Below are 25,046 nucleotides of genomic sequence, written 5' to 3' on the forward strand. Positions count from 1 at the left end.
TTTTATAACATACAGTTACTAGAATGGCACTGATAGACACCTACTGAATGATTCAAGTAAGGTACGATAGCAAAACTTTGCAAATGCACGTTATTAATCTGATTTGAATCGTTTTGAATAAGATGTTTATGAGTAAATATGTTTGTAAATGGCGCTTTGTGTTTGATCCCTGCTATTTGCTTTTATATCAACCAATAGCAGCTCTGACAGTTTTAAATGATTGATTTTATTTATGGGCGCCACACCAAAGGTATCTGGTCACCTCCCATCACCTAGTGTTAATCATGTAAAACTAAAAGCGAATACTTATCTTAAGTTAGAAGCCATTACTTCATTCCTAATAACTTTAGTTATCTTCGGATAGCACCTTTAAATTAAATATTAACGTTTTATAGTTAAACATGACAGCCAACGGTGTTGGTTAAGGACAGTTTATATGAATGGAATTTCTAGTGGCGTGCTGATATCGCTAGGCGCTTACTTCTTGGTCATGATCGGGATTGGTGTATACGCGTATTTTCAGCAAGCTAATGACTCAGAAGGCTATATGCTGGGTGGTCGTAACCTAGGCCCTGCAGTGACTGCCCTGTCTGCAGGCGCTTCAGATATGTCAGGTTGGTTGCTCCTTGGGCTGCCAGGCTATATGTATAGTGACGGTGTTGTCAGTATTTGGATTGCCCTAGGTTTGACTTTGGGTGCCTTTTTGAACTACCTCATTGTTGCACCGCGTCTTCGTGTCTACACCGAGATTGCGGACAACTCAATCACCCTTCCCGATTATTTCGCCAACCGTTTTGAAGACAAATCGCACATGCTGCGTGTCATCTCAGCGATTGTTATTATCTTATTCTTCACGGTCTATACTGCTGCAAGTTTGGTCGGTGGCGGTAAACTATTTGAAAGCTCGCTCAACATGTCATATGGCACCGGTCTTTGGGTAACTGCTGGTGTGGTTGTGGCTTATACGCTATTTGGTGGTTTCTTAGCGGTATCGATGACTGACTTTGTTCAGGGCGTTATCATGTTATTTGCGATGGTGATCGTACCTGTCGTCGCCTTTACTGATCTTGGTGGTGTCTCTGCCACTACTGACGCTGTCAGAAATATTGATCCAACCATGCTAAATATCACTGAGGGCATGTCTGCTATTGGCATTATCTCACTGATGGCGTGGGGCTTGGGCTATTTCGGCCAGCCGCATATTATCGTTCGCTTTATGGCCATTCGCTCTGTCAAGGATGTGCCTACCGCGCGTAATATTGGTATGAGCTGGATGATTGTCAGCCTTATCGGTGCATTGATGACTGGTTTTGCAGGTCGTGCTTATGTGCAAAAAACTGCCATGACCTTAGACGATCCTGAAACCATCTTCCTTGTATTCACTCAGTTCTTATTCCATCCTTTGGTATCAGGCTTCTTGTTAGCGGCAATCTTGGCTGCGATCATGAGTACCATTTCATCACAGCTACTTGTGGTATCAAGCTCACTCACTAAAGATGTTTATAAGCTGTTCTTAGATAAAGAAGCACCTGAAGCTCGTCAGGTATTGGTTGGTCGTATCTCAGTCGTTGTGGTTGCCATTGTGTCAATTTTATTGGCTTCTGATCCTGATAGCTCTGTTTTAGACCTAGTATCTAACGCATGGGCAGGTTTTGGTGCGGCATTCGGTCCCCTTGTCATCATCAGCTTGATGTGGCGCGGTATGAACCGTAACGGTGCTGTTGCTGGTATGGTTCTTGGTGCCCTAACCGTTATCCTATGGATCTACGGCGGCTTTGAGACCTCAGAAGGCGTTGCGCTGAACAGCTGGTTATTTGCTATCGTACCAGGATTTATCATCAGTACCATTGCTATCTTTGCCGTTAGTATTATGACTGGTGGTCCAAGAGAGTCTGTATCAGCAAAATACAAAGAGATGGAAGCCTACTTACAAAAGTAAGCCAGCCATTATATTTTACTCTTTTCCTATCCAAAACCTCGCTACTACCTAAGTAGCGAGGTTTTTTATTATCTTATCTAGGGCGTGTCTAAATTTGACAGCGGCGTTCATATCAAGATGCTCATGCCGCACCATCAGCTGATCTCACGATATATCATCACTAAACGCCACTACGCTGATACTTATGGCTCTCGCACTAAGCAGACCAAAAAAAGCGACCCCGTTCAGGTCGCTTTTTGTCATCGTTTTTATAGGATTTATCAGAGCTGTTATGTGTTATTCACGATCACTTGTCTTGATAAGACAGCTTCACCCCTAAGATATAGCCATCGTTGTCTTCAAAGTTACCAACGATTTTGCCACTGGGCAAACGACCTTTGGCATCACCAAACCACAAGTATTTGCCGCCTGCAGAGACTGCCCAGTTGTCTGTCACGTTATACTTCGCGCCCAAACCAGCACTGTAGTAACCTTCGATAGGACCCAGTGAGGTTGTTGGGTCACCCGCACCACTATCCCAGCCGATGGTGCCACTCACCGCTAACGCAGGAGTAACACGCTTGGCGAGTCCCAGCTCAACCAGCCACTGGTCATCATCATAATCCACCAAGTTTAAACCGTCAGGCGGAAAACGATTTTTACTGACTTCATTGTATAAAGGCGGCGTGATCGAAAAGTCTCCCCATGGTACCCATCGTACTCTAGCGGTAGCTAGCGTGGTCGGATTGACACCCGTCTGGAAGTCTAAATTGACGGACTTGGGCGTGGTGACTTCATATTTACTACTTTGATTTGCGGCAGCGGCTCCTAAAGCGGCCGCTTGATCTGCAGGAACGCCTTGCTGCTGAGCCCCTGCTGCAACACTGATGCCATACACTGGGTAAGTTTCAGCAATATCGAGATCATGATCAATTTCAGAGCGATACGTCAGTGCAGCTTTTAGCGCAATTTCAGGTTTGCTGTAAGATATACCTGCAATATAACCGTAGTCCATATCGGGGTTACTGGTCGAGGTATAACCTGTGGCTGGGCCATAGGCCAGACCACGCAATTTCACATCAGCTTGAATACGCTGAGCGACTGGACCGCCATAAATTTGGAAGTTTTTGTTTTGACCAAATTTCATGCCCAAAAGCCCAGTCACACTTTCGCTGCGCACTTCAACATTGGTATTTTCACCTGCATTTAATGCTTCAGCTTGTGCTATGGCTCCTATCGTGCTAAGTGAGGTGGCCGTTGCTTGCGCTGCTGCACGCTCAGCAGCAGTGGCTGTGGCATCTTGCGCGATTGCTTTTTGTGTATTTATTTCCTGACCGAGGGTTAAGCCGTTGTAAGCACCATTGGTTAATCGTTGAATAGATGTATTTGGATCGCCTTGAGAGACAAAATTACTATCGCCCGTGTACTCAGCCGCCGCGCCAAAAGGCTCATCATACAAAATACCGACACTGAACGTATCATTGACATCTGTTTTTACACCGTAGCGGAAAAAGTCATAGGACTCGGCGATATCACCCGTGTCATTACCTTCTACATAAGTGTTGTTGGTCGGTAGGCCATTGGCACTGTCTTTACCAGTGACATCGGCATCGATATAAGTATAGACCGCTTCCGCGTAGGTGCCATCTTGCAAAAAGGCGGTCACGTCTTGGCCTGAACGATCAAGGCCTGCCGCTTGCGATAAGCTGGCAATCGAGAGCGTAGCGACTGCTAGCGTCAAGGTTTTTAAATGAAAATTAGGTCGCATCCTGTACCTCCAAACATCCTTGTTGTTTTATCATTTTGCTCACTCATCCACAGCATCATCTGCAATCATCGATAGTGACCAAAACGATCTCCTACTTTCGATAGTAATCACTTTCGTCGACTAAAACAACATGCAAAATGCTTTATTTGATGAATATGACTGCCCAGTTCTGAAAAGTAATGTTTTCTAACCTTATTCTGACTATGTAGATATATAAAAAACTAACCTATTGATATTATATATATTTTTAAATGTACTTTATTTATTATCAAGCATATAAAATATCAGTATAAACAAAAAGCCTCACAAAAAAAGCGACCCATCATGGATCGCTTTTTTACGTCAGTACAGACAGCTCGTGCTATGCAGCCATGCACACTATTTGATTACTGGGCTTGATAAGAGACTTTGACACCAACCACGTAGCCATCATTGTCTTCAAAATTACCCACGATTTTTTCTGTGGGCAACTGACCTTTGGCATCACCAAACCACAAATATTTGCCACCAGCTGAGACCGCCCAGTTTTCAGTGAGGTTATATTTTGCGCCCAGACCTGCACTATAGTAGCCTTCAATCGGCCCTAGTGAAGTGACTGGATTGCCCACACCGCTATCCCAGCCAATATTACCAGATACCGCCAATGCAGGCGTCAAACGCTTGGCAAGTCCTAGTTCTACCAACCATTGGTCATCATCGTAGTCGACCAAGGCCAACCCTTTGTCATCGCCCGTAGAACGCTTGCTCACTTCGTTATACAGTGGTGGTACAATCTCGAAGTCGCCCCATGGTACCCAGCGTACTTTGGCAGTCGCTAAGGTGGTTGGGTTGATGCCTGTCTGAAAATCAAGGTTGATAGATTTGGGCGTGATGATCTCGATAGTATCAGCTTGTGTACCATTGATCCCGACCACTGGTGCGAACGGATACGTTTCTGCCAAATCCGCATTGTGTTCGATTTCAGAGCGATAGGTCAACGCCGCTTTAAGCGCAATCTCAGGCTTGCTGTAAGCCAAACCCGCCAGCCAACCATAATCTTGATTGGGGCTGATATGCGCCGTATAACCCGTTGCAGGGCCATAGGTAATACCGCGCAGTTTTACATCAGCCTTGAGACGCTGAGCAACAGGGCCACCATAGACTTGAAAGTTTTTATTCTCACCCAGCTTCATACCCAAGATACCAGTGACGCTTTCGGTACGAACTTCAACCTGCGTGCCTTCACCGCTGGTATTAAGCTCTGCGCTGGCAATGGCTACTGCTGGTGCTAACTCTTGGAGCTGGGCTTGTTCTTCTGCAGTCAAAGTACCACCTGTCGCTCTTTTTTCCCGTAGGTCTTGTACCAGTTTTTCGGCGCCTGCAAAGTTTGTAATCTGTCCAGCAGAGATGGCACTGATAGTGGCGTTGGCATCACTTTGTGCGACAAAGTTATTGTCACCTGTATAGTCAGCAGCAGCACCAAACGGCTCGTCATATAACACGCCTACGCTAAAGGTATCATTGATATCAGTTTTTACGCCATAGCGAAAAAAGTCATAAGACTCGGCGATGTCATCGATTTTTTTGCCTTGCTGATAGGTATTGCTTTGTGGCACTTTGTTAGCGGTGTCATAGCCTGAAACATCGGCATCAATATAAGTATAGACGGCCTCAGCGTATGTGCCATCTTGCAAAAAAGCGGTGACGTCTTGTCCTGAACGGTCAAGACCAGCAGCGTGAGACACACTGGCAATAGAAAAAGCAGCGACAGCTACCGTAAGGGTTTTTAATTGAAAGGTAGGGCGCATTATATCTCTCCGAACATCCTCATTGTTTTACCTACCTGTCAGACGTGCTGCTCAAGTGGCATCCTAGTCAGGGGATATTAATGGCTTTTTTAAACGAAAACAACTGGAAGAGCGCATTATTGTCTGATAGTGACTTTATAGTCATTTTATACCACTCAAACGTGCCCACAGGCACCATATTTGCTTATTCGTGTCCACTTTTTACTTCAATCCCTTCTATCTATTATGTATGATGCTGCCTTGCTGGGGTTTGATGTTTGACGATCAAATAATCATTTCACTTTACTTGCGATTTGACGATCAGTCTGGTTCATGCATTGATTGTTAATAATGTGGTGGTTTATCAGCGATCACGTCAAAGGGGGCAATGCCACCTTCAGCCTGATTGTTTTCTACGTGGTTATAGATCATTTGCAACTGACGCTGCATGTTTTGAATGTGCTGATCTTGCTTGGCAATGACCCTATCTAACTGCTCCAAGCTCAGCTCTAAGTGCGCTACCGTCATTTGCAGATCGATCACTTGCGCGGCCAAATCTTCTTGGCTGACAATACTCGTATCTAAAGAAGACATTGCCTCACTGACCAGATTGGTATTTTCGGAAGGGTTCACAGATTCCATGATATTCTCCATAGTGGTTAAGGGTGGATGGGCATTATCTGCGATATACCATGCGAATAGCAATATAACAGCAATGAGGTATCTTTATATTGTGCATAAAAAATGCCAAAATGGGATTATCAATAAAGTTTTGCCGTGCACGATAAAGTCGCATAACCGCATGCTATACTGCACCCACTTTTAAAACGCCTACTGTTCACCATATTTATTCACAGTCGCATCATCACATTCTTCACTATATATAAGCTTAAGATACCCTATGGCACTGATACACTTAAAAAATATCCATCTCGCGTTTGGCGTGGCTCCTGTTCTTGACGGCATCGATTTTAGCATCAATGAAGGCGAACGCGTATGTTTAATCGGCCGTAATGGCGAAGGCAAATCCACGCTATTTAAGCTGATTAATGGCTCACTGCAACCTGATAGTGGTGAAGTCATTGTCAATAGCAGTATTCGTGTGGCGATGCTTGAGCAAGATGTGCCAGAAACCAGCGGTAGAATTCTCGATATCGTCATGGGAGGCAGCCGCCGTACTGCCGATCTATTAATCAACTACAATAAACAGGCAGACTTGTGCGCTGATGGTGACATGCAGGCGTGTGAGCATATGGCCACGCTGCAGCACGATATTGATGCAGTCCATGGCTGGGATTTGGAGCGTGAGGCCACCCGCTTGATCACCACCATGGGGCTGAATCCAGATGATGATCTGTCCTCGCTCTCAGGTGGCCGTAAGCGCCGTGTCCTATTGGCTCGCTCACTGGTCACCAAGCCTGATCTATTGTTACTTGATGAGCCGACCAACCATTTGGATGTGGACAGCATTGAATGGCTTGAGCGCTTTTTGCTTGACTGGCAGGGTCTGACCTTATTGTTTGTCACCCATGATAGAGCCTTCGTTAACAAGCTCTCTACGCGCATCGTTGAGCTTGACCGTGGTAAGCTCTCTAGCTATGACGTCACGCAAGGCGCTAAAGGCTACGCGCGCTATCAAGAACTTAAAGAGCAGCAGCTACTGGCAGAAGAAAAAAACAATGCCAACTTTGATAAAAAACTGGCGCAAGAAGAGGTATGGATTCGTCAAGGTATCAAAGCGCGCCGCACCCGTAACGAAGGCCGTGTGCGTGAGCTAAAAGCCTTGCGTGAAGAGCGCAGCGGCCGCCGTGAGCAAGTGGGTAATGTTAATATCACCATGGGTGAAGGCGAAAAAAGTGGCAAGCTGGTTTGTAAAGTTAAAAACCTACACTTAGAATATGATGACAATGTACTGGTCGATAATTTTACCACCACCATCATGCGCGGTGATAAGATCGGCATCATTGGGCCAAATGGCGTGGGTAAAACCACCCTTATCAAAGCGCTACTGGACATGTCTGATGACGATGTGACTCAGACCGGCAGCGTCAATCTTGGTACTAATTTACAAATCGCCTTTTTTGACCAACTGCGCGATCAGCTCGACCTTGAAGCCAGCGTGGCGCAAAACGTCTCAGAAGGCTCAGACTTTATCGAAGTCGGCGGCCGAAAAACACACATCATGAGCTATCTGCAGGATTTCTTGTTTGCGCCAGAGCGTGCACGTACGCCTGTTAAAGCCTTGTCAGGCGGTGAGCGTAACCGCGTGTTACTTGCCAAACAGCTACTCAAGCCTGCCAATATTTTGGTACTCGATGAGCCGACAAACGATTTGGACATGGCGACGCTTGAGTTACTCGAAGAGTCAGTCAGTAACTTTAATGGTACCATCTTGCTCATCAGCCATGATCGCTCGTTTATGGATAATGTGGTTACCTCAACATGGGTCTTCGACCAAACCGAAGATGGCAAAGGCGTGGTCAATGAATACGTCGGCGGCTATCAAGAATACCTAATCCAAAAGGATCGTGCGCAAGCAAACAAAAGCACTAATGGCGTCACCAATACCAAAGCGGCCAACAAATCTGTACCCGCCCCTACCAAGCCTGCAAAAGCGGCTAAAAAGCTCAGCTACAATGAGCAGCGCGAACTCGATAACCTACCAAAAGAGATTGCTGCGCTTGAGACCGAACAAGCAACCCTGCAAGACAAGTTGGCTGATGGCTCATGGTTCATCAAAGATGTTGACGCCGCTACTCGTGCCAGTGAGCGCTTGGTAGCAATCGAAGCAGACATGCTCAGCAAGCTTGAGCGCTGGGACGAACTTGAAGGATAGATATCTGTCCCTATCACCTACGCAGGCGGGTAAGATTTCGAGCACTGCCCCCTGCGCTGTAAATAACCATCAAGTCATCTGTCACACTAGGAAAGATACGGAAAGTTAGTGAACATTGTCCAAATTTCGAGTATCATTCTCTAGTGTTAGATACCCTTATTATCTATAGGGTAATTGTATCTTGAGCATTATTTATTAAGCCCTAACGCCATACCTTAATATACGGCGGCTGTAGCATTTTGTCAGATGCTCGGTAGCGTTATCCGTTCTGTCATCGTGGCGTTATTTTTAACACAATAATTTATTTTATGACCAAAATAGCTTAGAATAGCAACAATTAGCAAAATTAGGCACAGCTAACGTGGCTTACATATTGGTATTGTCAGTTTCTAAGCCACAAACCCAGTGTGGGATAATCCCATTTCATTCACCTGGAGGAAGTATTAATGAGCCATGCCGAAGGCGTTAATATACAACGCCGTAGAGTTCTGATTGCCTCGACTGCCGCGATTGGTGCAGCTGGGGTAGCTGCAGTGGCAACACCTTTTGTTCGTTCTTGGTACCCGAGCGCCAAAGCAGAAGCTGCGGGCGCAGCGGTTACCCAAGATATCAGTTCTATCGAATCAGGACAAATGATCGTCGTAAAATACCGCGGCAAACCCATCTACGTGGTTAAGCGTACTGAAGATATGATTGCAGGATTAGAGTCGGTCAAACCACTACTGTCTGACCCTGACTCTTCTGCATCTTTGCAACCTGAATACTGTACCAATCCTACTCGTTCTTTGGAACCAACTGTATTGGTGGTCGAAGGCGTGTGTACACATTTGGGCTGCGCACCAAACTACCGTCCTGAAGTTGGCGCTGCTGACTTGGGTGGCAATGACTGGTACGGCGGGTTTTTCTGCCCGTGTCACGGGTCTAAGTATGATTTAGCAGGTCGCGTCTATAGTGGCGTTCCAGCACCGCTTAACTTACCCATCCCAGAATATAGTATGGATGGTACCATCTTGACGGTTGGGGAGGCTTAATATGAGTATGGGTAAAAAAATCATGCATTGGGTGGACGCGCGCTTTCCAGCGACTGAAACCTATGAATACCACATGTCAAAATACTATGCACCAAAAAACTTCAATTTTTGGTACTTTTTTGGTGTGTTGTCCATGGTGGTATTGGTCAACCAGTTAGTCACAGGTATCTGGCTTACCATGATGTACAACCCAAGTGCCGAAGGGGCATTTGCGTCTGTTGAATACATCATGCGTGATGTTAAAGGTGGGTGGCTGATCCGTTATATGCACTCAACGGGCGCGTCTGCGTTCTTTGTGGTGGTATATCTGCATATGTTCAGAGCCCTGCTATACGGTTCATACCAAAAACCACGTGAGCTGATTTGGCTCATCGGTATGGGTATTTATTTGGCGCTGATGGCAGAAGGTTTCTTCGGTTACCTACTACCTTGGGGCAACATGTCATTCTGGGGTGCACAGGTTATTTTGAACCTACCTGCCGCATTGCCTGTGATTGGCGATGGTCTTGCTGAGTGGGTACGTGGTGACTATATCATCTCAGGTATCACCCTAAACCGCTTCTTTGCCTTGCACGTGGTTGCTATTCCGCTGGTATTGGTTGGCTTGGTCTTCATGCACTTAGTCGCACTTCACCATGTGGGCTCTAACAACCCTGATGGTATCGATATCAAGAAACTAAAAGACAAAAATGGCGTACCATTGGACGGCGTTGAGTTCCATCCTTACTACACTGTGCACGACATGGTTGGTATCGTGGTCTTCTTTATCTGTTTCTTTGCGGTGGTGTTCTTCTTCCCAGAAGGCGGCGGGTTCTTCCTTGAGCCACCAAACTTTGAAGCGGCGAACTCACTGAAAACCCCAGCGCACATTGCACCAGTGTGGTACTACACGCCATTCTATGCCATCTTGCGTGCAGTTCCTAACAAGCTTGGCGGTGTTATCGCCATGGGCGGCGCGATTGCGGTATTGTTCCTGATTCCTTGGTTAGATAGATCCCCTGTACGTTCAATACGCTACAAAGGTATCTTGTCTAAGATTGCGTTGACCGTCTTTGCTATCAGCTTTATCGTATTGGGCTACTTAGGGGCAACACCTGCGACGCCAACAGCAACGCTAATGGCTCGTGTATTCACAATCTTGTATTTCTTGTTCTTCTTACTGATGCCGTTCTACACTGCCATCGAGAAGTGTAAACAGCCACCAGAACGCGTTACCGGAGGTCACTAATGAGCACGCTAATTAAATCCCTAGCGGGTCTAGGCTTAGGCGCGGCATTGACGTTGACGGCAGGTACAGCAACGGCAGCGGGTGGTCATGGCTGTGGTACGTTTACCAATGCTGAAGGCGAAGACATTCATTTGGCCTGTAGCGAAGCCCCTATTGATTTTACCAATAAAGGCTCGCTACAAAACGGCGCGAAGATGTTCATGAACTACTGCGTGGGTTGCCACTCAGCAAAGTATGTCCGTCATTCACGCATTGCCAAAGACTTAGAGATACCGCCTGAGTTGGTCGAGAAGTATTTGATGGTCACCACCGATCAAATCGGTGATCACATTACCGCTGAGATTGATCCTGACATTCAAGCATCATGGTTTGGTGCTGCGCCACCAGACTTATCACTTGAAAACCGTCTGCGTGGTGATGATTGGGTGTATACCTACTTGCTATCATTCTACGAAGATCCAGGTCGTCCTTGGGGCGCGAACAACTTAGTCCTCAAAAATGCAGCAATGCCGCATGTATTGCATAACCTGCAAGAAGACTTGAGTAAAGAAGAGTTTGAAAGTGAAATTGGCGATTTGGTCAACTTTATGGCATGGATGGGTGAGCCTGCTCGTCATGATCGCCAAGTGATTGGTTTCTTTGTTATTCTGTTCTTGCTTGTATTGCTCATTCCAGTATATCTACTCAATAAAGAGTTCTGGAAAGATATCAAATAAGCCAGCGCATATTCTCATCATTAAAAAAGGCTCTACTTCGGTAGAGCCTTTTTTAATGCTTATTCATAGCGGCTAATTTTTATTGTTTACGATAATAAATGCCCGTCTATACACAAGGTGAAATATAGCTTCAAAAGTCCAGATTACGCTTACTGCCTTGATAAACGCGGTAACTTTGTTTACGATGACAGCCTTAACCAATAATAATAGGCTTTCATGATTGACGCGAATGACATTCCAAGTAGTCAGCTGATTTTGTATGCTGACGATGGCTACGACAGTCATGTGGTACGCCTGCTTCTTGAAGAAAAACAGTTGGCATATTACTTATCACGTTTGCACTCTGAGCGTCCTGAAGACCTTACTGAGCTAAATCCTTATCATACGCTCCCTGTCTTGCAGCAGCGTGAAATTGCGCTTTATGAAATCAACGTCATTTTTGAGTATTTAGAAGAACGCTACCACACCAGCAAATTGCTTCCTGAGACGCCGCAAGCACGCGCACAATTTCGGCAACTGGCATGGCGGATTCAGCATGATTGGCTGGTGCTGGGCAAACGTTTGTTAAGGCACCCTGATAGTTTTAATAAGGCGCAGGCGACGATGGCAAAAAAACAACTGTCAGACTCGTTAATCACGCTATCACCGTTATTTGCCCATAAGTCTTTTTTTATGGCCGATGAATTTGGTTGGTGCGATGTACTCCTTGCACCCTTACTATGGCGCTTAGATGAGATGGGTATCGCGCTGCCGCGTAATATCAGCCGTCCATTGTTTGATTATCAGACTCGTTTGTTTGAACGAGAGAGCTTCCAGAAAAGTATTCGCTGATAAAAATGAACCAACAGGGGCCACTAAATACTGTAAGGCGACTATTGAACCACCCTTTGTGCCACTTTATACGATTAATATAGGAAACCCAAGATGAGCGAAAAAACCTCAATCACGCCCACTCGCCCTTACATGGTACGTGCGCTATATCAATGGATCGAAGACAACGCATTGACGCCTTATTTGATGGTGGATGCCACGGTAGAAAATGTACAAGTCCCCGTCCAGCATGTCCAAGATGGCCGTATTGTGTTAAATATTGCCAGCCGTGCGACAGGCAATATGAGCATGGAAAATGATTTTATTCATTTTAGCGCCCGTTTTGGTGGTGTGTCGCAAGAACTTTGGATACCCATCACCGCGGTCATGGGTATTTATGCCAAAGAGAACCAGCAAGGCATGTTCTTTGATCCCACTGAATACGAGAACTATCAGCCAGCAGATGATGTGGCACCGACTACCAGCAACAACATTGCTGCACCCAAGCCCAAGCGTGATAATAAAGCAGGGCTAAAAGTGCTCAAATAGACGACTGCAATACACTCTGATAGTACGGTAGTGGATTTCAATCAAGGATGAGTCATGAGTATGCTCGCTACACCCATTTTTTGGCGCGACAGTCGCATGCCATATGTGGAGCTGCGTCATGTCACTGATGGCCGCAATGTAAGTTACGCACTGCACAGTCACCCGCAATGGTCGCTAGGGGCAATTACTGACGGTCAAAGCACTTTTTTATATCAAAAAAAAAAATATCTGATCGCCCAAGGTGACTTGGTACTCATGAACCCGCAGTGGCCGCACGCCTGTAACCCGCTTAAAGATCAAACTTGGTCGTATTTTATGCTCTACGTCGATAGAGACTGGCTGACTCAATTACGTCACTCTATCGATGCTTTAAATGGTGTTGATCATTGGCAAGACATAGATACGGCGGTACTCGGTGACCCATTGTTTTTTAATGGCTTTTGCCAGATGGCAGCCTGTCTACTTGATCCCAACAGAGCATTGCTTGAAAAACAAACCCAAGTGGTCAGCTTTTTATCAGAACTGATGCAAAGCCTCACCAGCTTACAGCGGCGCAGTGAGGTAGAAACACCAGAAACCATGCAATCTGTGGCGAACTATTTACGCCAGCACTGCGCCGAAGACATATCGCTTGATGAGTTGTGTTCACTGAGCGGTTATAGCCCAAGCCATGTTATTCGTCGTTTTAGGCAATATTTTGGAATGACGCCTCACGCTTACCTCATCAATCAGCGCATCCAGTTCAGTCAGCAGCAGCTCAAGCAAGGTGCTACGATTGCGGCTACGGCATTGAATGCAGGTTTCGCCGATCAAGCACACTTTCAGCGTACCTTTAAACGTTTGGTCGCTGCAACGCCCAACCAATATCGCCATTCATTATCCAAACATTAAAAACAAGCAGCTCCCAGCAAGCATGGCCGCCAAACTGCGATTAATGGCGCGCATAATTTTGGGTTGTTGCACTTTTTGGCGTAAATATACGCCCACGCAAACCCAGCAGCTTAACGACATCCAGCATACAGGCACATAGATCATCGCAAATACCCATATTTGCTCTATGTTGCCACTTTGGGTATACGCGCTGATACCTGCGGCCGATGCCAGCCATGCTTTTGGATTGAGCCATTGCATCAAAAATCCTGTCCAAAAGCCTGATGGCTTGAGGCGCTCTTTTGTAGCCTCCTCTTGCGACTGGTCTTCTACTTGAATCGTGCCTGTATCAAATGCTAATCGATAACTTAAATATAATAAAAACACAATCCCTACCCAGCTTAACCACCGCTCAAAGTCAGCAATGACCGTAAATAACGAACTCAGCCCATAGCCGACGGCCAAAAATAATAAAATAAACCCTATCGTTGCACCAGTAACAAAAATCAGGCCTTTGGTTAGACCATGGCGTGAGCCAGTACTCAGCCCTACTAAGTTGACAGGCCCAGGAGAGATAGACGCGACCAAAGCAAACGTGGCCATCGGAACGATCATTGCAATACTCATTATTGTCTTCTACAAATATAAAACTTGAGTCTGCATCAAACGCCAGCCGCCGTATTGAACAAAAATGCTTTCTTTGGAATCAAGTACAGAAAATCTGAACCCGTCACAGGTTCAGCTTTTTTATGGTTATTCGTATATCTATGCTACTTTGCTAAAAGGCCGTTAGCCTATGAGCATTGATGACTATTAGCTAATTTTGGTAAACATGACATCATCGACTTGTTCCACCCGATAAATGGGCATTTGTAATACAGCATTAAATGCCGTGATCACATCATCAGGACTGTCCTCAAAATCAATACTTCCTTCTGTCTCATCCGCATTGTACTCAATACTCAGCTCATCTTGATATTGACTGATAAGGCTTTGTACAATTGGATTTTCTAAGTCCGCTGTAGTCAGTATGGTTTGTTTTTCGTATATTTCTTGGCCATAACTAATATGGGCATCTCTACGATACTGCTCCATGACATCACACGCGTCATGCGTGAACCAAATCTGATCTGAATAGCCAGAGGGATCCACTAGCATATAACCGTGCTGTGCCGTAAAAATCACATAACGTGGTTTGCTGGCGGTATACTCCTTTACCATGTAATGATTACTCTGCGCCATCTCTAAAAAAGTTAATAATTGCTCATCATTCATTTGATCGGCAGGTATATCCTCACCACATAAGCCATGTCTAGGAATAGTTAATTGCAGGCCACAATCATCTTTTATGAAGCTGATAATTTGTTGATACTGCTCTTCACTCAGTTCACCATTGGCAAAGGTGTTTAGGTTGTCTAAAGGATATTCCTCTAGTGAGTCTCGCTCAAGCGCTGCCCAGCGTTGCCGTGCTGTTTTTTCATCATCAACAATGTCATATAATGTCTCATTGTGATGATCGACGTCGTACCATTCATCATTGTACATAAAGTCAAATTTGTGGATCGCATATTTTTTACTCATAAAAACAGTCCTTGTGCAGTAGTGGGTGGGGTATTTGCTTGATTGTGCCGACGCTCACATTATTTAGGCTCATAGCCTTTTTGCAGTTCATTGCAAAAGTAAGCTAACTCATTTTTGTGCAATGCCTTAAGACTGTCCTTTGAGTCCCAAATATCAATGTATATCAACTCAAAAACTTGCCACTGTTCAAGCATTTTTAACAAGTCAGGATGATGTAAATAGCGTGCCAATAACAAGCTAGACCGATTCCTATAAGCGTAATTTATATTATTGAAAGTAACATGCTCAAACGGTGGCGCCCAGTAATACTCATGCAGCGGGTGGCTGGTATCCTCATAAATATCATTATATAGCTCATATAGCGACTGAGGCCCTGCAAGCCACGAAAACACTTCCTGTAGTTGCGTACTGATATAGTCATAAAGCGTCCTTTCGGTATCCGCGCCCAAGCTTTGGCGATAGTTGACGAGAACCTCCTTAGCCTCCTCCTCACTATAGTTGTGATGACGCAAAGGACTAAAAAATCGAAATTCCTCTAAAACACTCATATCTACCTTAATACCTATTTCGTCTCGCATATCTAGAAAATATGAGGGCACGTCGTCTTCAGTAAATAGTACTTTGTAGCTTTTATTTCTTGAGTAGCTTTTGGGCTGAATGACAAAGGCGAGCTTAAACAACGTTTTATCTGTTGGAGGTACATTCTTTATATACGCCGAAAGTTTGATAGTAGCATCCTGCCACTTGATAGTGGAAGACCAGCATCTATCAGCGTATTTAAAGGTAGCACCCGTGACTCCGAGCTTATCTAAAACATCGCTCATCATCGGCTTGAGCAAGGGTAATATTTCTTTTTCGTAACGAGGTAATGGCGTGTCGCTATCAAACTGAGTGTTTACGATCTTCGCTGCTTGTTGCTTACGCTTGATCAGGTTTGGGTATAAAAATGCAGGATCACTGGTACCATCAGGATAATAAAGGCCGTCATCTATATCGCAAAATACGATCAATCCCAGCTGGTTGGCCGTGGTGATCATGTGATAATAAAAGTCATCTAGGCCATCACTTGGCAATGCTTGCAAGTAAAAAAAGCGCGCATCGCTCTCCTCAAAGCCAGAGTGCCAGTCGTCACTGTACATCTCGATAGCATGCGCATCATGTATCTCATTGGTATCTTGGCGCGTTGCCCAGTCCTCTAGTACATGACCGAGCTTTACCAGTGCTTGATTGTCCGCTGGCGGATGCGGAGTGATACGCTCAATGCGCCAGCGAATCGGCTCATCGCTGCTGGTACTCTCAATACGCGGGTCAAAACGCTCAGGATGAAAAGCGAAGAAGTTGTACTCTTTCATATGGTAGGGTTCCTTATGATTGATGTTGTTATGTTTTTAATTAAAAGAGGGGCAATGAACCGACCTTGCAGATGGCGGATAGTCGTTCCCATTATCCATCCACAATTCAAACGCCATTTTTTCAAATATTGTACTGCCTGATAACTGGAAGTCAGTAAGGGGTAATTGCGATGGTTTGAGCGCCGTAACCCTCGGTATAACATCCAACATAAACCAGCTATTGTGGGTCAATAATAGTGATTTGAGTTGACCTGTAATGGCAAGTGGTGACAGTAATAAGCGGCTGATAGCAGGATTGCTCTGTGCAAACTCAGTATGAAACTGCTCAATACTGTTTTTTTGTGCCACGCTAAGCTCACCTTGGATGGCTTGCACAAAATCACCAATAGTAGGGATAAAGCGATGGCGAAAATCTACCAACAGATGATCTTTTTCACACACATCTTTGATATCCACCTCAGCACCATCGCTGTTGATTAATACATGGCCAAACATAGGTAATACAATTTCATTTACCGCCCACATGGTGTGAAAAATGCGATGCCGATTGTCACTACATAAGTTTTTGGTATTATCAATAAACTGATGGATAGCAATATAATCGCTGGGTTGTCCACCGCGCCGACGCGCGGATATTTGGGCGTGCTTGATAGAGTTCATAATGATGCCGTAAGTAAAAGATGCTTGAAACGCAACATGACTATAGCAAACTTTTATCAGGCAAATAAGTACAAAAAAAGCAATGCGACGTCTAATGTCGCATTGCTTTTAGATAATGAGATATCTCAGCTTTTAAATAAATCTAAACTTATTAAACGCCAACTACGTGCGCGGCAACGTCACCCCGCGCTGACCTTGGTATTTGCCGCCGCGATCTTTGTAGCTGGTCTCGCACACATCATCCGCATCACTTTGAAAAAATAGCATCTGCGCCACACCTTCACCAGCATAAATACGCGCGGGCAGATTGGTGGTGTTACTAAATTCAAGCGTCACATGACCTTCCCATTCAGGCTCTAGTGGCGTGACGTTGACAATGATGCCGCAGCGAGCGTACGTTGACTTGCCTAGGCAAATGGTCAGTACATCACGTGGAATACGGAAATACTCCATGGTGCGCGCGAGGGCAAATGAGTTTGGTGGAATGATGCACTCATCACCGACGATATCGATAAAGCTTTTTTCATCGAAGTTTTTGGGATCGACCACGACTGAATGAACGTTGGTAAAGACTTTAAATTCAGGGGCGCAGCGTACATCGTAACCGTAACTTGAGGTGCCGTAGCTCACCAAACGCTCGCCTGCATCATTGAAGCGTACTTGACCTGGCTCGTATGGCTCAATCATGCCATGCTCTTCGGCCATTTGACGAATCCAGCGGTCAGACTTGATAGACATTGTTATTCCTTAGCAAATTTTTAATAGCGACGGTTGTTATTGATGGTGATTATACGGAATTGATGGCTCAATTTATAGAGTCGCTATAATTTTAAAACTGACGACATTATAAATCGGTTTTTGGCATCAGCACGTTTTGCCATCGACCTATTAAGTCTTAAAAGATCCGCTTATCATCGACAGGCTTGGCAAATTTATTAATATTGGTTTCGATGTTTTTGGCAATATTCAAATAATAAGTGGCAAACTCGTCATCCGCCAATACGCTTGGCACGCCTTTATCGACTTGGGCGCGGATACCACTGGCGAGCGGTAATTGCCCGAGTAGCGGCACCTGATACTGCTCAGCGATAATTTCACCGCCGCCTGTACCAAAGATCGCTTCGGTATGATTGCAGTTACTACACGTATGTAGCGCCATGTTTTCAACCACACCCAGTACAGGGATATTGGTTTTGTTAAACATCTCTACCCCTTTCTGCGCATCCAGTAGCGCAACATGCTGCGGTGTGGTCACAATGACAGCTCCTGTAACAGGGATACGCTGCGCCAAGGTCAGCTGGATATCGCCTGTACCTGGCGGCATATCAATCACCAAATAATCGAGCTGCGGCCAATTGGTTTGATTATAAAGCTGCATCAGCGCCCCTGTTGCTTTTGGTCCACGCCATGCCACTGGCGTATTGTCTCCGTCAAGCAAACTACCGATAGAGAGCATCGCGATACCGTGCGCATCCACTGGCACAAACTGCTCGTTCTCTAACTGCGGCTTGATATCGGCGACGCCCAGCATCGTTGGCATGCTAGGGCCGTATATGTCTGCGTCAAGCACACCAACGCGATTGCCCAGCTTCTGCAAAGCCAAGGCGATATTGACCGTCGTCGTTGATTTACCCACACCGCCCTTACCTGATGCCACCACGATAATGTGACGGATACGAGGATGCGCGGCCAATGAGGCTTGGGTTGGTGCAGCCTTGGTGATAGGCGGCTCAGCGTTGGCGCTGTCTGTACTACTGACACTATTGGTTTGGCTTTTAGGCGCTGTCTCCATGGCATTTGTCGTTTTGGGCATTTGCTTTGGTAAGCTTGCACCAGCGCCTTTTGCTGGCGCAGGTAGACGTACGTTCATATGAATCGTGGTAATACCATGCGGCTGTAGCAACTGTCCAAGCTCCTGCTGGATGGCTTCAGGGTTGCTGTCTTGTGGCAAACGCAAGTCTAACGTCAGCGCATCATTATCACGCTCAAGGCCTGTAACCATAGTGGCTATACTGACCGATCCTATCTCATAGCCTAGTAATACTTTGTCAACAGCACTATCACGTTCTGCCTGCTGCTGCGGGGTCTCAGTTTTTGTCGTTTTTTTCTTCATAAAGTTAAACATAGCGGTCATTGTTGCCTATACAAGTGGGTAGGTTTGGCAAATCATTTAATTCGTATCGCTGCATCGCATCGTATCCTGCGGCTTCTCTGCTACACGGTAGTAGCAGTAAGCATAAGCGAGCATGTCAGACAAACCTGTTACCGTGACAGTGTAGCTCAATTAGGCACATAAAAAAACCACAACGCCAGTAGGTCTGAGGTTGTGGTTTGCTGCGGTATTCGCCGTTATCGTTGTCTCTTAATTCATAAACCAGCCATGACTGGCAACGATAGACTGGCCTGTAAATACATTGCTGGGAAATGCGGCTAAGAACAGCGCCAGCTGGGCAATGTCATCAACCGTGGTAAATTCCTTATCGACCGTGTTTACCAGCATAATGTCGTTGACCACCGATTCTTCACTGATACCTTTCTCGCTTGCTTGCTGCGGTATTTGTTTTTCAACCAGCGGAGTTTTGACAAACCCTGGGCAAATCACATGTGAGCGCACATTGTGCTCAGCCCCTTCTTTGGCCAATACGCGGCAGAGTCCAAGCAGGCCATGTTTGGCGGTGACATAAGGCGCTTTATACAGTGACGCTTCATGCGAGTGCACCGATCCCATATAGATGACGGTGCCGCCTTTATTATCTTTATACATGTGCTCTACGGCGGCTTTGGTGGTCAAAAATGCGCCATCCAAATGAATGGCTAACATTTTTTTCCAGTCATCAAACGCCATTTTATGGATAGGATCGATAATCTGAATGCCTGCGTTAGACACCAAAATATCAAGACTGCCAAAGGTATCGACCAGTTTTTGTACGCCGTCATTTACCGCAATCTCGGAGGTCACATCCATCTCAACCGCAAGTGCCTGACCACCATTCGCTTTAATCTCGTCAACCGTTTGCTGCGCGGCTTCAATATTGATATCGGCAATCCCAACCGCGGCTCCTGCCTGCGCGTAAGTCTCAGCAATATCGCGACCGATACCACTTGCAGAGCCAGTCACCAATGCCACTTTGCCTGTTAAATCCCGCTGTAATTGGGTTGCCATATATGTTCCTTATTATGGTCTAAAAATAGTCGTCCTATTGGGCGATACTGACGGGCGTTTTTGCTTGTAATTCTTCAAAACTGACGCCTTCTGCCAGCTCTACCAATTTTAGGCCGCTATCCGTAACATCTAGTACGGCAAGCTCGGTGATAATGCGATCAACCACGCCCTTACCCGTCAATGGCAACTCACAGTTGGCTAAGATTTTTGGGTCACGGTGCTTATTGACTTGCTCCATCAGTACAATGACACGCTGCACCCCTGCGACCAAATCCATCGCACCGCCCATGCCCTTGACCATTTTTTTGGGAATCATCCAGTTTGCCAAATCGCCCTGCTCAGACACTTCCATCGCGCCCAATATTGCCAAATTAACATGACCGCCGCGAATCATCGCAAACGATTCTGAGCTACCAAAATAACTGGCCCCTGCTTCTGCAGTCACGGTTTGCTTGCCAGCGTTAATGAGGTCGGCATCGACGGCGTCTGCCGTTGGAAACTCACCAATGCCTAGCAGGCCATTCTCTGATTGTAGCCACACGTCTACGCCGTCAGGAATATGGTTAGCAACTAAGGTCGGTAGACCAATACCCAAGTTGACATAATAGCCATCTTGTAGCTCTTGTGCAGCGCGCTGCGCCATTTGTTCTCTTGTCCATGCCATGTTGATGTCCTTATTTTTAATGTTCTTTTGCTATCTATCTGAGCAATTATTTATTTTAGTCTTTACGAATCCAGCCGTTACTAATCCAGCCGTCGGTTCTGAGTTTGATACGCTTTGATTTACGCGTTTTCTACCGCTTTAGTCGTGGTTTTTTCGATACGTTTTTCAGGATTGCTATTTAAGACAATTCGCTGAACAAAGATACCTGGCAGATGCACCTCATCTGGATCAAACGTACCTGTCTCGACGATTTCCTCTACTTCGACGATGGTGATTTTGCCTGCCATCGCGCAGTCTGGATTAAAGTTACGCGCAGTTTTATTAAAGATCAGATTGCCTGCTTTGTCCGCCTTTTGTGCTTTGATGAGTGCCACATCGGCACGAAGCGAGCGCTCAAGTACATAAGTGCGACCATCAAAATCACGTGTCTCTTTACCTTCAGCGACCAGCGTACCCACGCCCGTTGCGGTATAAAACGCAGGGATACCCGCCCCGCCTGAACGTAATTTTTCGGCAAGCGTGCCTTGCGGAGTCAGCTCCACCTCTAACTCGCCTGCCAAGTACTGGCGTTCAAACTCTTTGTTTTCGCCCACGTATGATGAAATCATCTTTTTGATTTGACGCGTTTGTAGCAGTAGACCCAGACCAAAGTCATCGACGCCGGCATTATTACTGATACAGGTCAGCTCTTTGACGCCGCTGTCACGTAGCGCGGTGATTAACGCTTCTGGAATACCGCAAAGGCCAAAACCGCCGATAGCGAGCGTTTGCCCATCACTAACGACGCCGTTTAGTGCATCTTCAGCACTGCTATATACTTTTGATTGACTCATTATTATCTCCTATGATTATTGTTTGTACTTTTTAATCCATGTATAAATCAATACCGAACTCAATATAGCAAGTATTCTTTTACTTGTTACGACAGCTCATGCATTTTATTTTATTACTTTTGTTAACACTTACTTCTTTGGTGTTGTGCATCACACAGCCAACCAAAACACCCCCATAATGATAGCCCCAGATACGGCAAGCACGATCAGGCAGTATCCCATTATCGCGCGCGCGTCTAAGCCTGCGATGCCCAGTAATGGCAGTGCCCAAAACGGCTGAATCATGTTGGTCCATGCATCGCCCCATGCGATCGCCATGGCAGTCACAGCAGGATTGACACCCAGCTCGATACCCGCAGGAATCATCACAGGGCCTTGTACCGCAAACTGTCCGCCGCCTGATGGCACAAAGACATTGACCAAACCCGCACTTAAAAACGCAAAAATGGGGAAACTGTCTGCGGAGGCGGAGTTGACAAAGAATTCGGTGACTTGGGTGCTGATAGATATGCCATCGGCATTGGCACCCGTCATAATGCCCATGATGCCGCCATAGAACGGGAACAGTAAGACAATCCCTGTAATGCCGCCGATGCCTGAATGGACGGCGCGATAATAGCGCTCTAGCGTACCGTGCGACAGCAAACCGACAAATAAAAACAGCCCAATGACGATGTTTAAGCCCAGACTAAAGCCGTTATTACCAAACTCGCTGATGTAATACATCAATGCTAATGCCAGCAAGATCACCGCGATGATACGACTGTCATCAAGCTTTTGTGCTGGCGTCTCTCTGGGCGGTGCGGTATACACCGCTTCTTTAATCAGCTTTGGATCAATCACAGTGGGATGTTTGGGATGCATAAAGCGGTTAAGCAGCGGCAAAATGACCATGAGTAGCCCCACAATCAACAAGTTATAGCCTGCAAATACAGTCTGCGACAATGGCACCGCCTCACTCATGGTATTGCCAGACAGCGTCAATAATGTGTCACCGCCTGAGCTGAGCGTCAATGGTATCGAGCCTGAAAAGCCGCCATGCCAAATCACAAAGCCCGAATAAGCCGCCGCGACCAATAACGGATAGTCGACGTTGGCGACTTTTTTTGCCAGCGACTTGGCAAATATCGCACCGATAATCAGTCCAAACCCCCAGTTAATCCACGAGCCAGCCAGCCCCACCAAGGTAGAGACGACAATAGCGGTCGTAGGCGAATGGACGTGACTGGCTAAATGATCCAGCAGCCGCTGAATGAATGGCGCACTGGCAAACGCATAACCTGTAACTAAGATCAGCGCCATTTGCATGGCAAAGCTATGCAGCGACCACAGTCCATTGCCCCAGTGTCCTGCCATCGCAATCATATCTTGACCAGTCATCGCTAAGCCCACGACAAAGGCAATGAGCGTTAACACAATGGAAAAAACAAATGGCGACGGCAGATAGCGGTTGACCAGCTGCACGCTTGCATTGGTGATGGCACTAAACATATTCACATTCCTTGTAAATTTGCTGTTTATGGTGAGGTTTATCATCCGTTCCGTGGTTAGCGCTTGTAATGGGCTGAGTACCATTTAATAAGTGCGGTTGATTGCTGTCTGATAATCCTATTTATAATAATACATTTTATATCGGTATATCATATATAAAATACTTATGCTAACTTAACACATTAATCTTACAGCGACCAGTTGCTTTAATTTTGCCAAGGAAGGCCATCATGTTCAGCACATTTGCGATTGTTATCACCTTATTATTACTCATGTTTTTTGCCTATCGTGGCTATTCGGTGCTGATCCTTGCCCCGATTATGGCGACACTGGCAGTCTTACTCTCAGGTGATTTTTTAAGCACGATTCCCGCTTATACCGATATTTTTATGGGCGCATTGAGTGGGTTTTTGCTTAAGTTCTTTCCGATATTTTTACTAGGAGCATTATTTGGGCGTTTGATGGCGGACTCTGGCGCGGCAACCGCAATTGCCAGTACCGTCGTCAAAAAGTTAGGCGCAAGCAAAGCCATTCTCGCGGTGATTTTGGTTTGCGGCATTTTGACTTATGGCGGTGTGTCGCTGTTTGTGGTGGCCTTTGCCATTTATCCGATTGCCAAAGACTTATTTAAAGCGGCCGATATTCCAAAACGGTTGATTCCAGCCGCCATCGCTCTTGGATCATTTACCTTTACCATGACCGCATTGCCCGGCACGCCAGCCATTCAAAACGCCATTCCCATTCCCTACTACAATACCAACGTCTTTGCCGCACCTATTTTGGGCATCATCGGCGGTATGATTATGTTTATTGGCGGCTGGATGTGGTTGCAATCACGCGCCAAAAAAGCCAATGCCGCCGGTGAAGGCTACGGTCAACATGATGAGGAAAATACAGGCGGTATTGATGCAGCTGACCAAGGGGCTGAGGTAGTAAGTACCCACCAGACCTCGTTTACTGTGGCAATGATTCCGCTGGTATTGGTTATCGGCTTAAACGCGGTATTGACCTATGCGATTTTTCCCTCGATAGATTTTAGTGGCCTACAAACGCAGTTCCCAGAGTTAAATATCGCCGGATCGCTTGGGTTATGGTCAATTATCATTGCGTTGGTGGTGGCTTGTGTGGTGCTGATACTGCTGCGCATCGGACACTGGAACAACCTGCAAAAAACCATTAACCGTGGTACGTATGATTCTATGCTGCCAATCTTTAATACCGCATCAGAAGTGGGTTATGGCGCCGTTATCGCGTCATTGGCAGGGTTTTTGGTGATTCGTGATAGCATCCTCAACCTAACCCCTGACAACCCACTGATCTCAGAAGCGGTGGCGATGACCACGCTTGCTGGGATCACAGGCTCATCGTCTGGCGGCCTCAGCATTGCGCTGTCGACCTTGGGGGCAGACTATCTGCGCATGGCCGTCGATGCAGGTATCGACCCTGAGCTGATGCACCGTGTGGCTGTCATGGCAGCAGGCGGGCTTGATACCTTGCCGCACAGTGGCGCGGTCATCACTCTATTTGCCATCTGTGGTCTGACTCATAAACAGTCTTATTTGAATTTGGCGATGGTCACTATGGTCATTCCTTTGGTCGCGGTGATTGCGGTAATCACGCTCGGCACACTGTTTGGTTCATTTTAAGGCAATACTGCCGTGTATCTGTCTCTACTATGCTCACCTGCGCGAGCCATACATAAACAGGTTTTTTTAATGATTAAACAACTGAAAAATGAAGCGCGCCGCTATTTTTTTATGGTCAATGGACGCCGGACCAGTGGGAAGTAATTACTAAGGAATATCACAAA

The 25,046-nt window shown here is 46.1% G+C and carries 22 protein-coding genes; 9 read left to right on the forward strand and 13 right to left on the reverse strand.

The genetic code is table 11. The features are described from left to right. Positions 1 to 436: 436 nt before the first annotated feature. Positions 437 to 1,939, forward strand: a complete 1,503-nt coding sequence (putP, locus tag ACFI32_RS08185; protein WP_462626038.1) for a sodium/proline symporter PutP — start codon at positions 437 to 439, stop codon at positions 1,937 to 1,939. Between the two features lie 286 nt (positions 1,940 to 2,225). On the opposite strand, the gene ACFI32_RS08190 is transcribed toward putP, so the two are convergent. The 3 genes from ACFI32_RS08190 to ACFI32_RS08200 all read right to left on the reverse strand — a co-directional run bounded on the left by ACFI32_RS08190 (position 2,226) and on the right by ACFI32_RS08200 (position 6,094). Next, positions 2,226 to 3,686: a hypothetical protein gene (locus ACFI32_RS08190; protein WP_462626039.1), complete on the reverse strand. Its 1,461-nt coding sequence runs from the start codon at positions 3,684 to 3,686 to the stop codon at positions 2,226 to 2,228. Between the two features lie 386 nt (positions 3,687 to 4,072). Continuing rightward, a complete protein-coding gene (locus ACFI32_RS08195) occupies positions 4,073 to 5,473 on the reverse strand; it encodes an OmpP1/FadL family transporter (RefSeq protein WP_462626040.1) in 1,401 nt (466 codons plus the stop codon). A 324-nt stretch (positions 5,474 to 5,797) separates the two neighbouring features. Beyond that, positions 5,798 to 6,094, reverse strand: a complete 297-nt coding sequence (locus tag ACFI32_RS08200) for a SlyX family protein (protein WP_462626041.1) — start codon at positions 6,092 to 6,094, stop codon at positions 5,798 to 5,800. Between the two features lie 259 nt (positions 6,095 to 6,353). Between ACFI32_RS08200 and ACFI32_RS08205 the strand changes: the two genes are divergently transcribed. The 7 genes from ACFI32_RS08205 (at position 6,354) to ACFI32_RS08235 (ending at position 13,513) form a co-directional block, all read left to right on the forward strand. After that, a complete protein-coding gene (locus ACFI32_RS08205) occupies positions 6,354 to 8,288 on the forward strand; it encodes an ATP-binding cassette domain-containing protein (RefSeq protein ID WP_462626042.1) in 1,935 nt (644 codons plus the stop codon). A gap of 446 nt (positions 8,289 to 8,734) precedes the next feature. Next, positions 8,735 to 9,319 (forward strand): ubiquinol-cytochrome c reductase iron-sulfur subunit, encoded by a 585-nt coding sequence (gene petA, locus ACFI32_RS08210; protein ID WP_462626043.1) that lies wholly within the window; start codon positions 8,735 to 8,737, stop codon positions 9,317 to 9,319. Positions 9,320 to 9,341: 22 nt separating this feature from the next. After that, entirely contained in the window at positions 9,342 to 10,547 is a 1,206-nt protein-coding gene (locus ACFI32_RS08215; protein ID WP_462626072.1) for a cytochrome b, read from the forward strand. Beyond that, on the forward strand, positions 10,547 to 11,263 hold the full coding sequence (locus ACFI32_RS08220; protein ID WP_462626045.1) for a cytochrome c1: 717 nt from the start codon (positions 10,547 to 10,549) through the stop codon (positions 11,261 to 11,263). Before ACFI32_RS08215 ends, ACFI32_RS08220 begins: the two co-directional genes overlap by 1 nt. 216 nt (positions 11,264 to 11,479) lie before the next feature. Then, positions 11,480 to 12,094: a glutathione S-transferase N-terminal domain-containing protein gene (locus ACFI32_RS08225; protein ID WP_462626046.1), complete on the forward strand. Its 615-nt coding sequence runs from the start codon at positions 11,480 to 11,482 to the stop codon at positions 12,092 to 12,094. A gap of 93 nt (positions 12,095 to 12,187) precedes the next feature. Beyond that, positions 12,188 to 12,622 carry a ClpXP protease specificity-enhancing factor gene (locus ACFI32_RS08230; RefSeq protein ID WP_462626048.1) on the forward strand — a complete coding sequence of 145 codons (435 nt, stop codon included), beginning with the start codon at positions 12,188 to 12,190 and terminating at the stop codon, positions 12,620 to 12,622. Between the two features lie 54 nt (positions 12,623 to 12,676). Continuing rightward, entirely contained in the window at positions 12,677 to 13,513 is an 837-nt protein-coding gene (locus ACFI32_RS08235; protein ID WP_462626049.1) for an AraC family ligand binding domain-containing protein, read from the forward strand. On the opposite strand, the gene ACFI32_RS08240 is transcribed toward ACFI32_RS08235, so the two are convergent. From ACFI32_RS08240 to ACFI32_RS08285, 10 genes are all read right to left on the reverse strand, one after another. Further along, positions 13,499 to 14,119: a LysE family translocator gene (locus ACFI32_RS08240; RefSeq protein WP_462626050.1), complete on the reverse strand. Its 621-nt coding sequence runs from the start codon at positions 14,117 to 14,119 to the stop codon at positions 13,499 to 13,501. The two genes, ACFI32_RS08235 and ACFI32_RS08240, sit on opposite strands and share 15 nt — an antisense overlap. A 186-nt stretch (positions 14,120 to 14,305) precedes the next feature. Further along, positions 14,306 to 15,073, reverse strand: coding sequence for a hypothetical protein (locus ACFI32_RS08245; RefSeq protein WP_462626051.1), 768 nt, complete (start codon positions 15,071 to 15,073; stop codon positions 14,306 to 14,308). Positions 15,074 to 15,132: 59 nt separating this feature from the next. Next, on the reverse strand, positions 15,133 to 16,425 hold the full coding sequence (locus ACFI32_RS08250) for a hypothetical protein (RefSeq protein WP_462626052.1): 1,293 nt from the start codon (positions 16,423 to 16,425) through the stop codon (positions 15,133 to 15,135). A 36-nt stretch (positions 16,426 to 16,461) separates the two neighbouring features. Further along, entirely contained in the window at positions 16,462 to 17,085 is a 624-nt protein-coding gene (locus ACFI32_RS08255; RefSeq protein WP_462626053.1) for a DUF6915 family protein, read from the reverse strand. Between the two features lie 162 nt (positions 17,086 to 17,247). Further along, a complete protein-coding gene (dcd, locus tag ACFI32_RS08260) occupies positions 17,248 to 17,823 on the reverse strand; it encodes a dCTP deaminase (RefSeq protein ID WP_346717503.1) in 576 nt (191 codons plus the stop codon). 157 nt (positions 17,824 to 17,980) lie between these two features. Continuing rightward, on the reverse strand, positions 17,981 to 19,210 hold the full coding sequence (gene apbC / locus ACFI32_RS08265) for an iron-sulfur cluster carrier protein ApbC (protein WP_462626054.1): 1,230 nt from the start codon (positions 19,208 to 19,210) through the stop codon (positions 17,981 to 17,983). Between the two features lie 237 nt (positions 19,211 to 19,447). Further along, positions 19,448 to 20,248, reverse strand: coding sequence for a 3-hydroxybutyrate dehydrogenase (locus ACFI32_RS08270; protein ID WP_462626055.1), 801 nt, complete (start codon positions 20,246 to 20,248; stop codon positions 19,448 to 19,450). A gap of 34 nt (positions 20,249 to 20,282) precedes the next feature. Continuing rightward, on the reverse strand, positions 20,283 to 20,912 hold the full coding sequence (locus ACFI32_RS08275) for a CoA transferase subunit B (protein WP_462626056.1): 630 nt from the start codon (positions 20,910 to 20,912) through the stop codon (positions 20,283 to 20,285). Positions 20,913 to 21,031: 119 nt separating this feature from the next. Then, a complete protein-coding gene (locus ACFI32_RS08280; RefSeq protein WP_462626057.1) occupies positions 21,032 to 21,745 on the reverse strand; it encodes a CoA transferase subunit A in 714 nt (237 codons plus the stop codon). Positions 21,746 to 21,895: 150 nt separating this feature from the next. Then, on the reverse strand, positions 21,896 to 23,236 hold the full coding sequence (locus tag ACFI32_RS08285) for a short-chain fatty acid transporter (RefSeq protein ID WP_462626058.1): 1,341 nt from the start codon (positions 23,234 to 23,236) through the stop codon (positions 21,896 to 21,898). A gap of 230 nt (positions 23,237 to 23,466) precedes the next feature. Here ACFI32_RS08285 and ACFI32_RS08290 point away from each other — a divergent pair, with 230 nt between their 5' ends. After that, the gene (locus ACFI32_RS08290; protein ID WP_462626059.1) at positions 23,467 to 24,882 is read left to right on the forward strand and encodes a GntP family permease; all 1,416 of its coding nucleotides are present in this window, start codon (positions 23,467 to 23,469) and stop codon (positions 24,880 to 24,882) included. The last annotated feature ends 164 nt before the right edge of the window (positions 24,883 to 25,046 follow it).

Source organism: Psychrobacter sp. PSi21 (assembly GCF_054960615.1).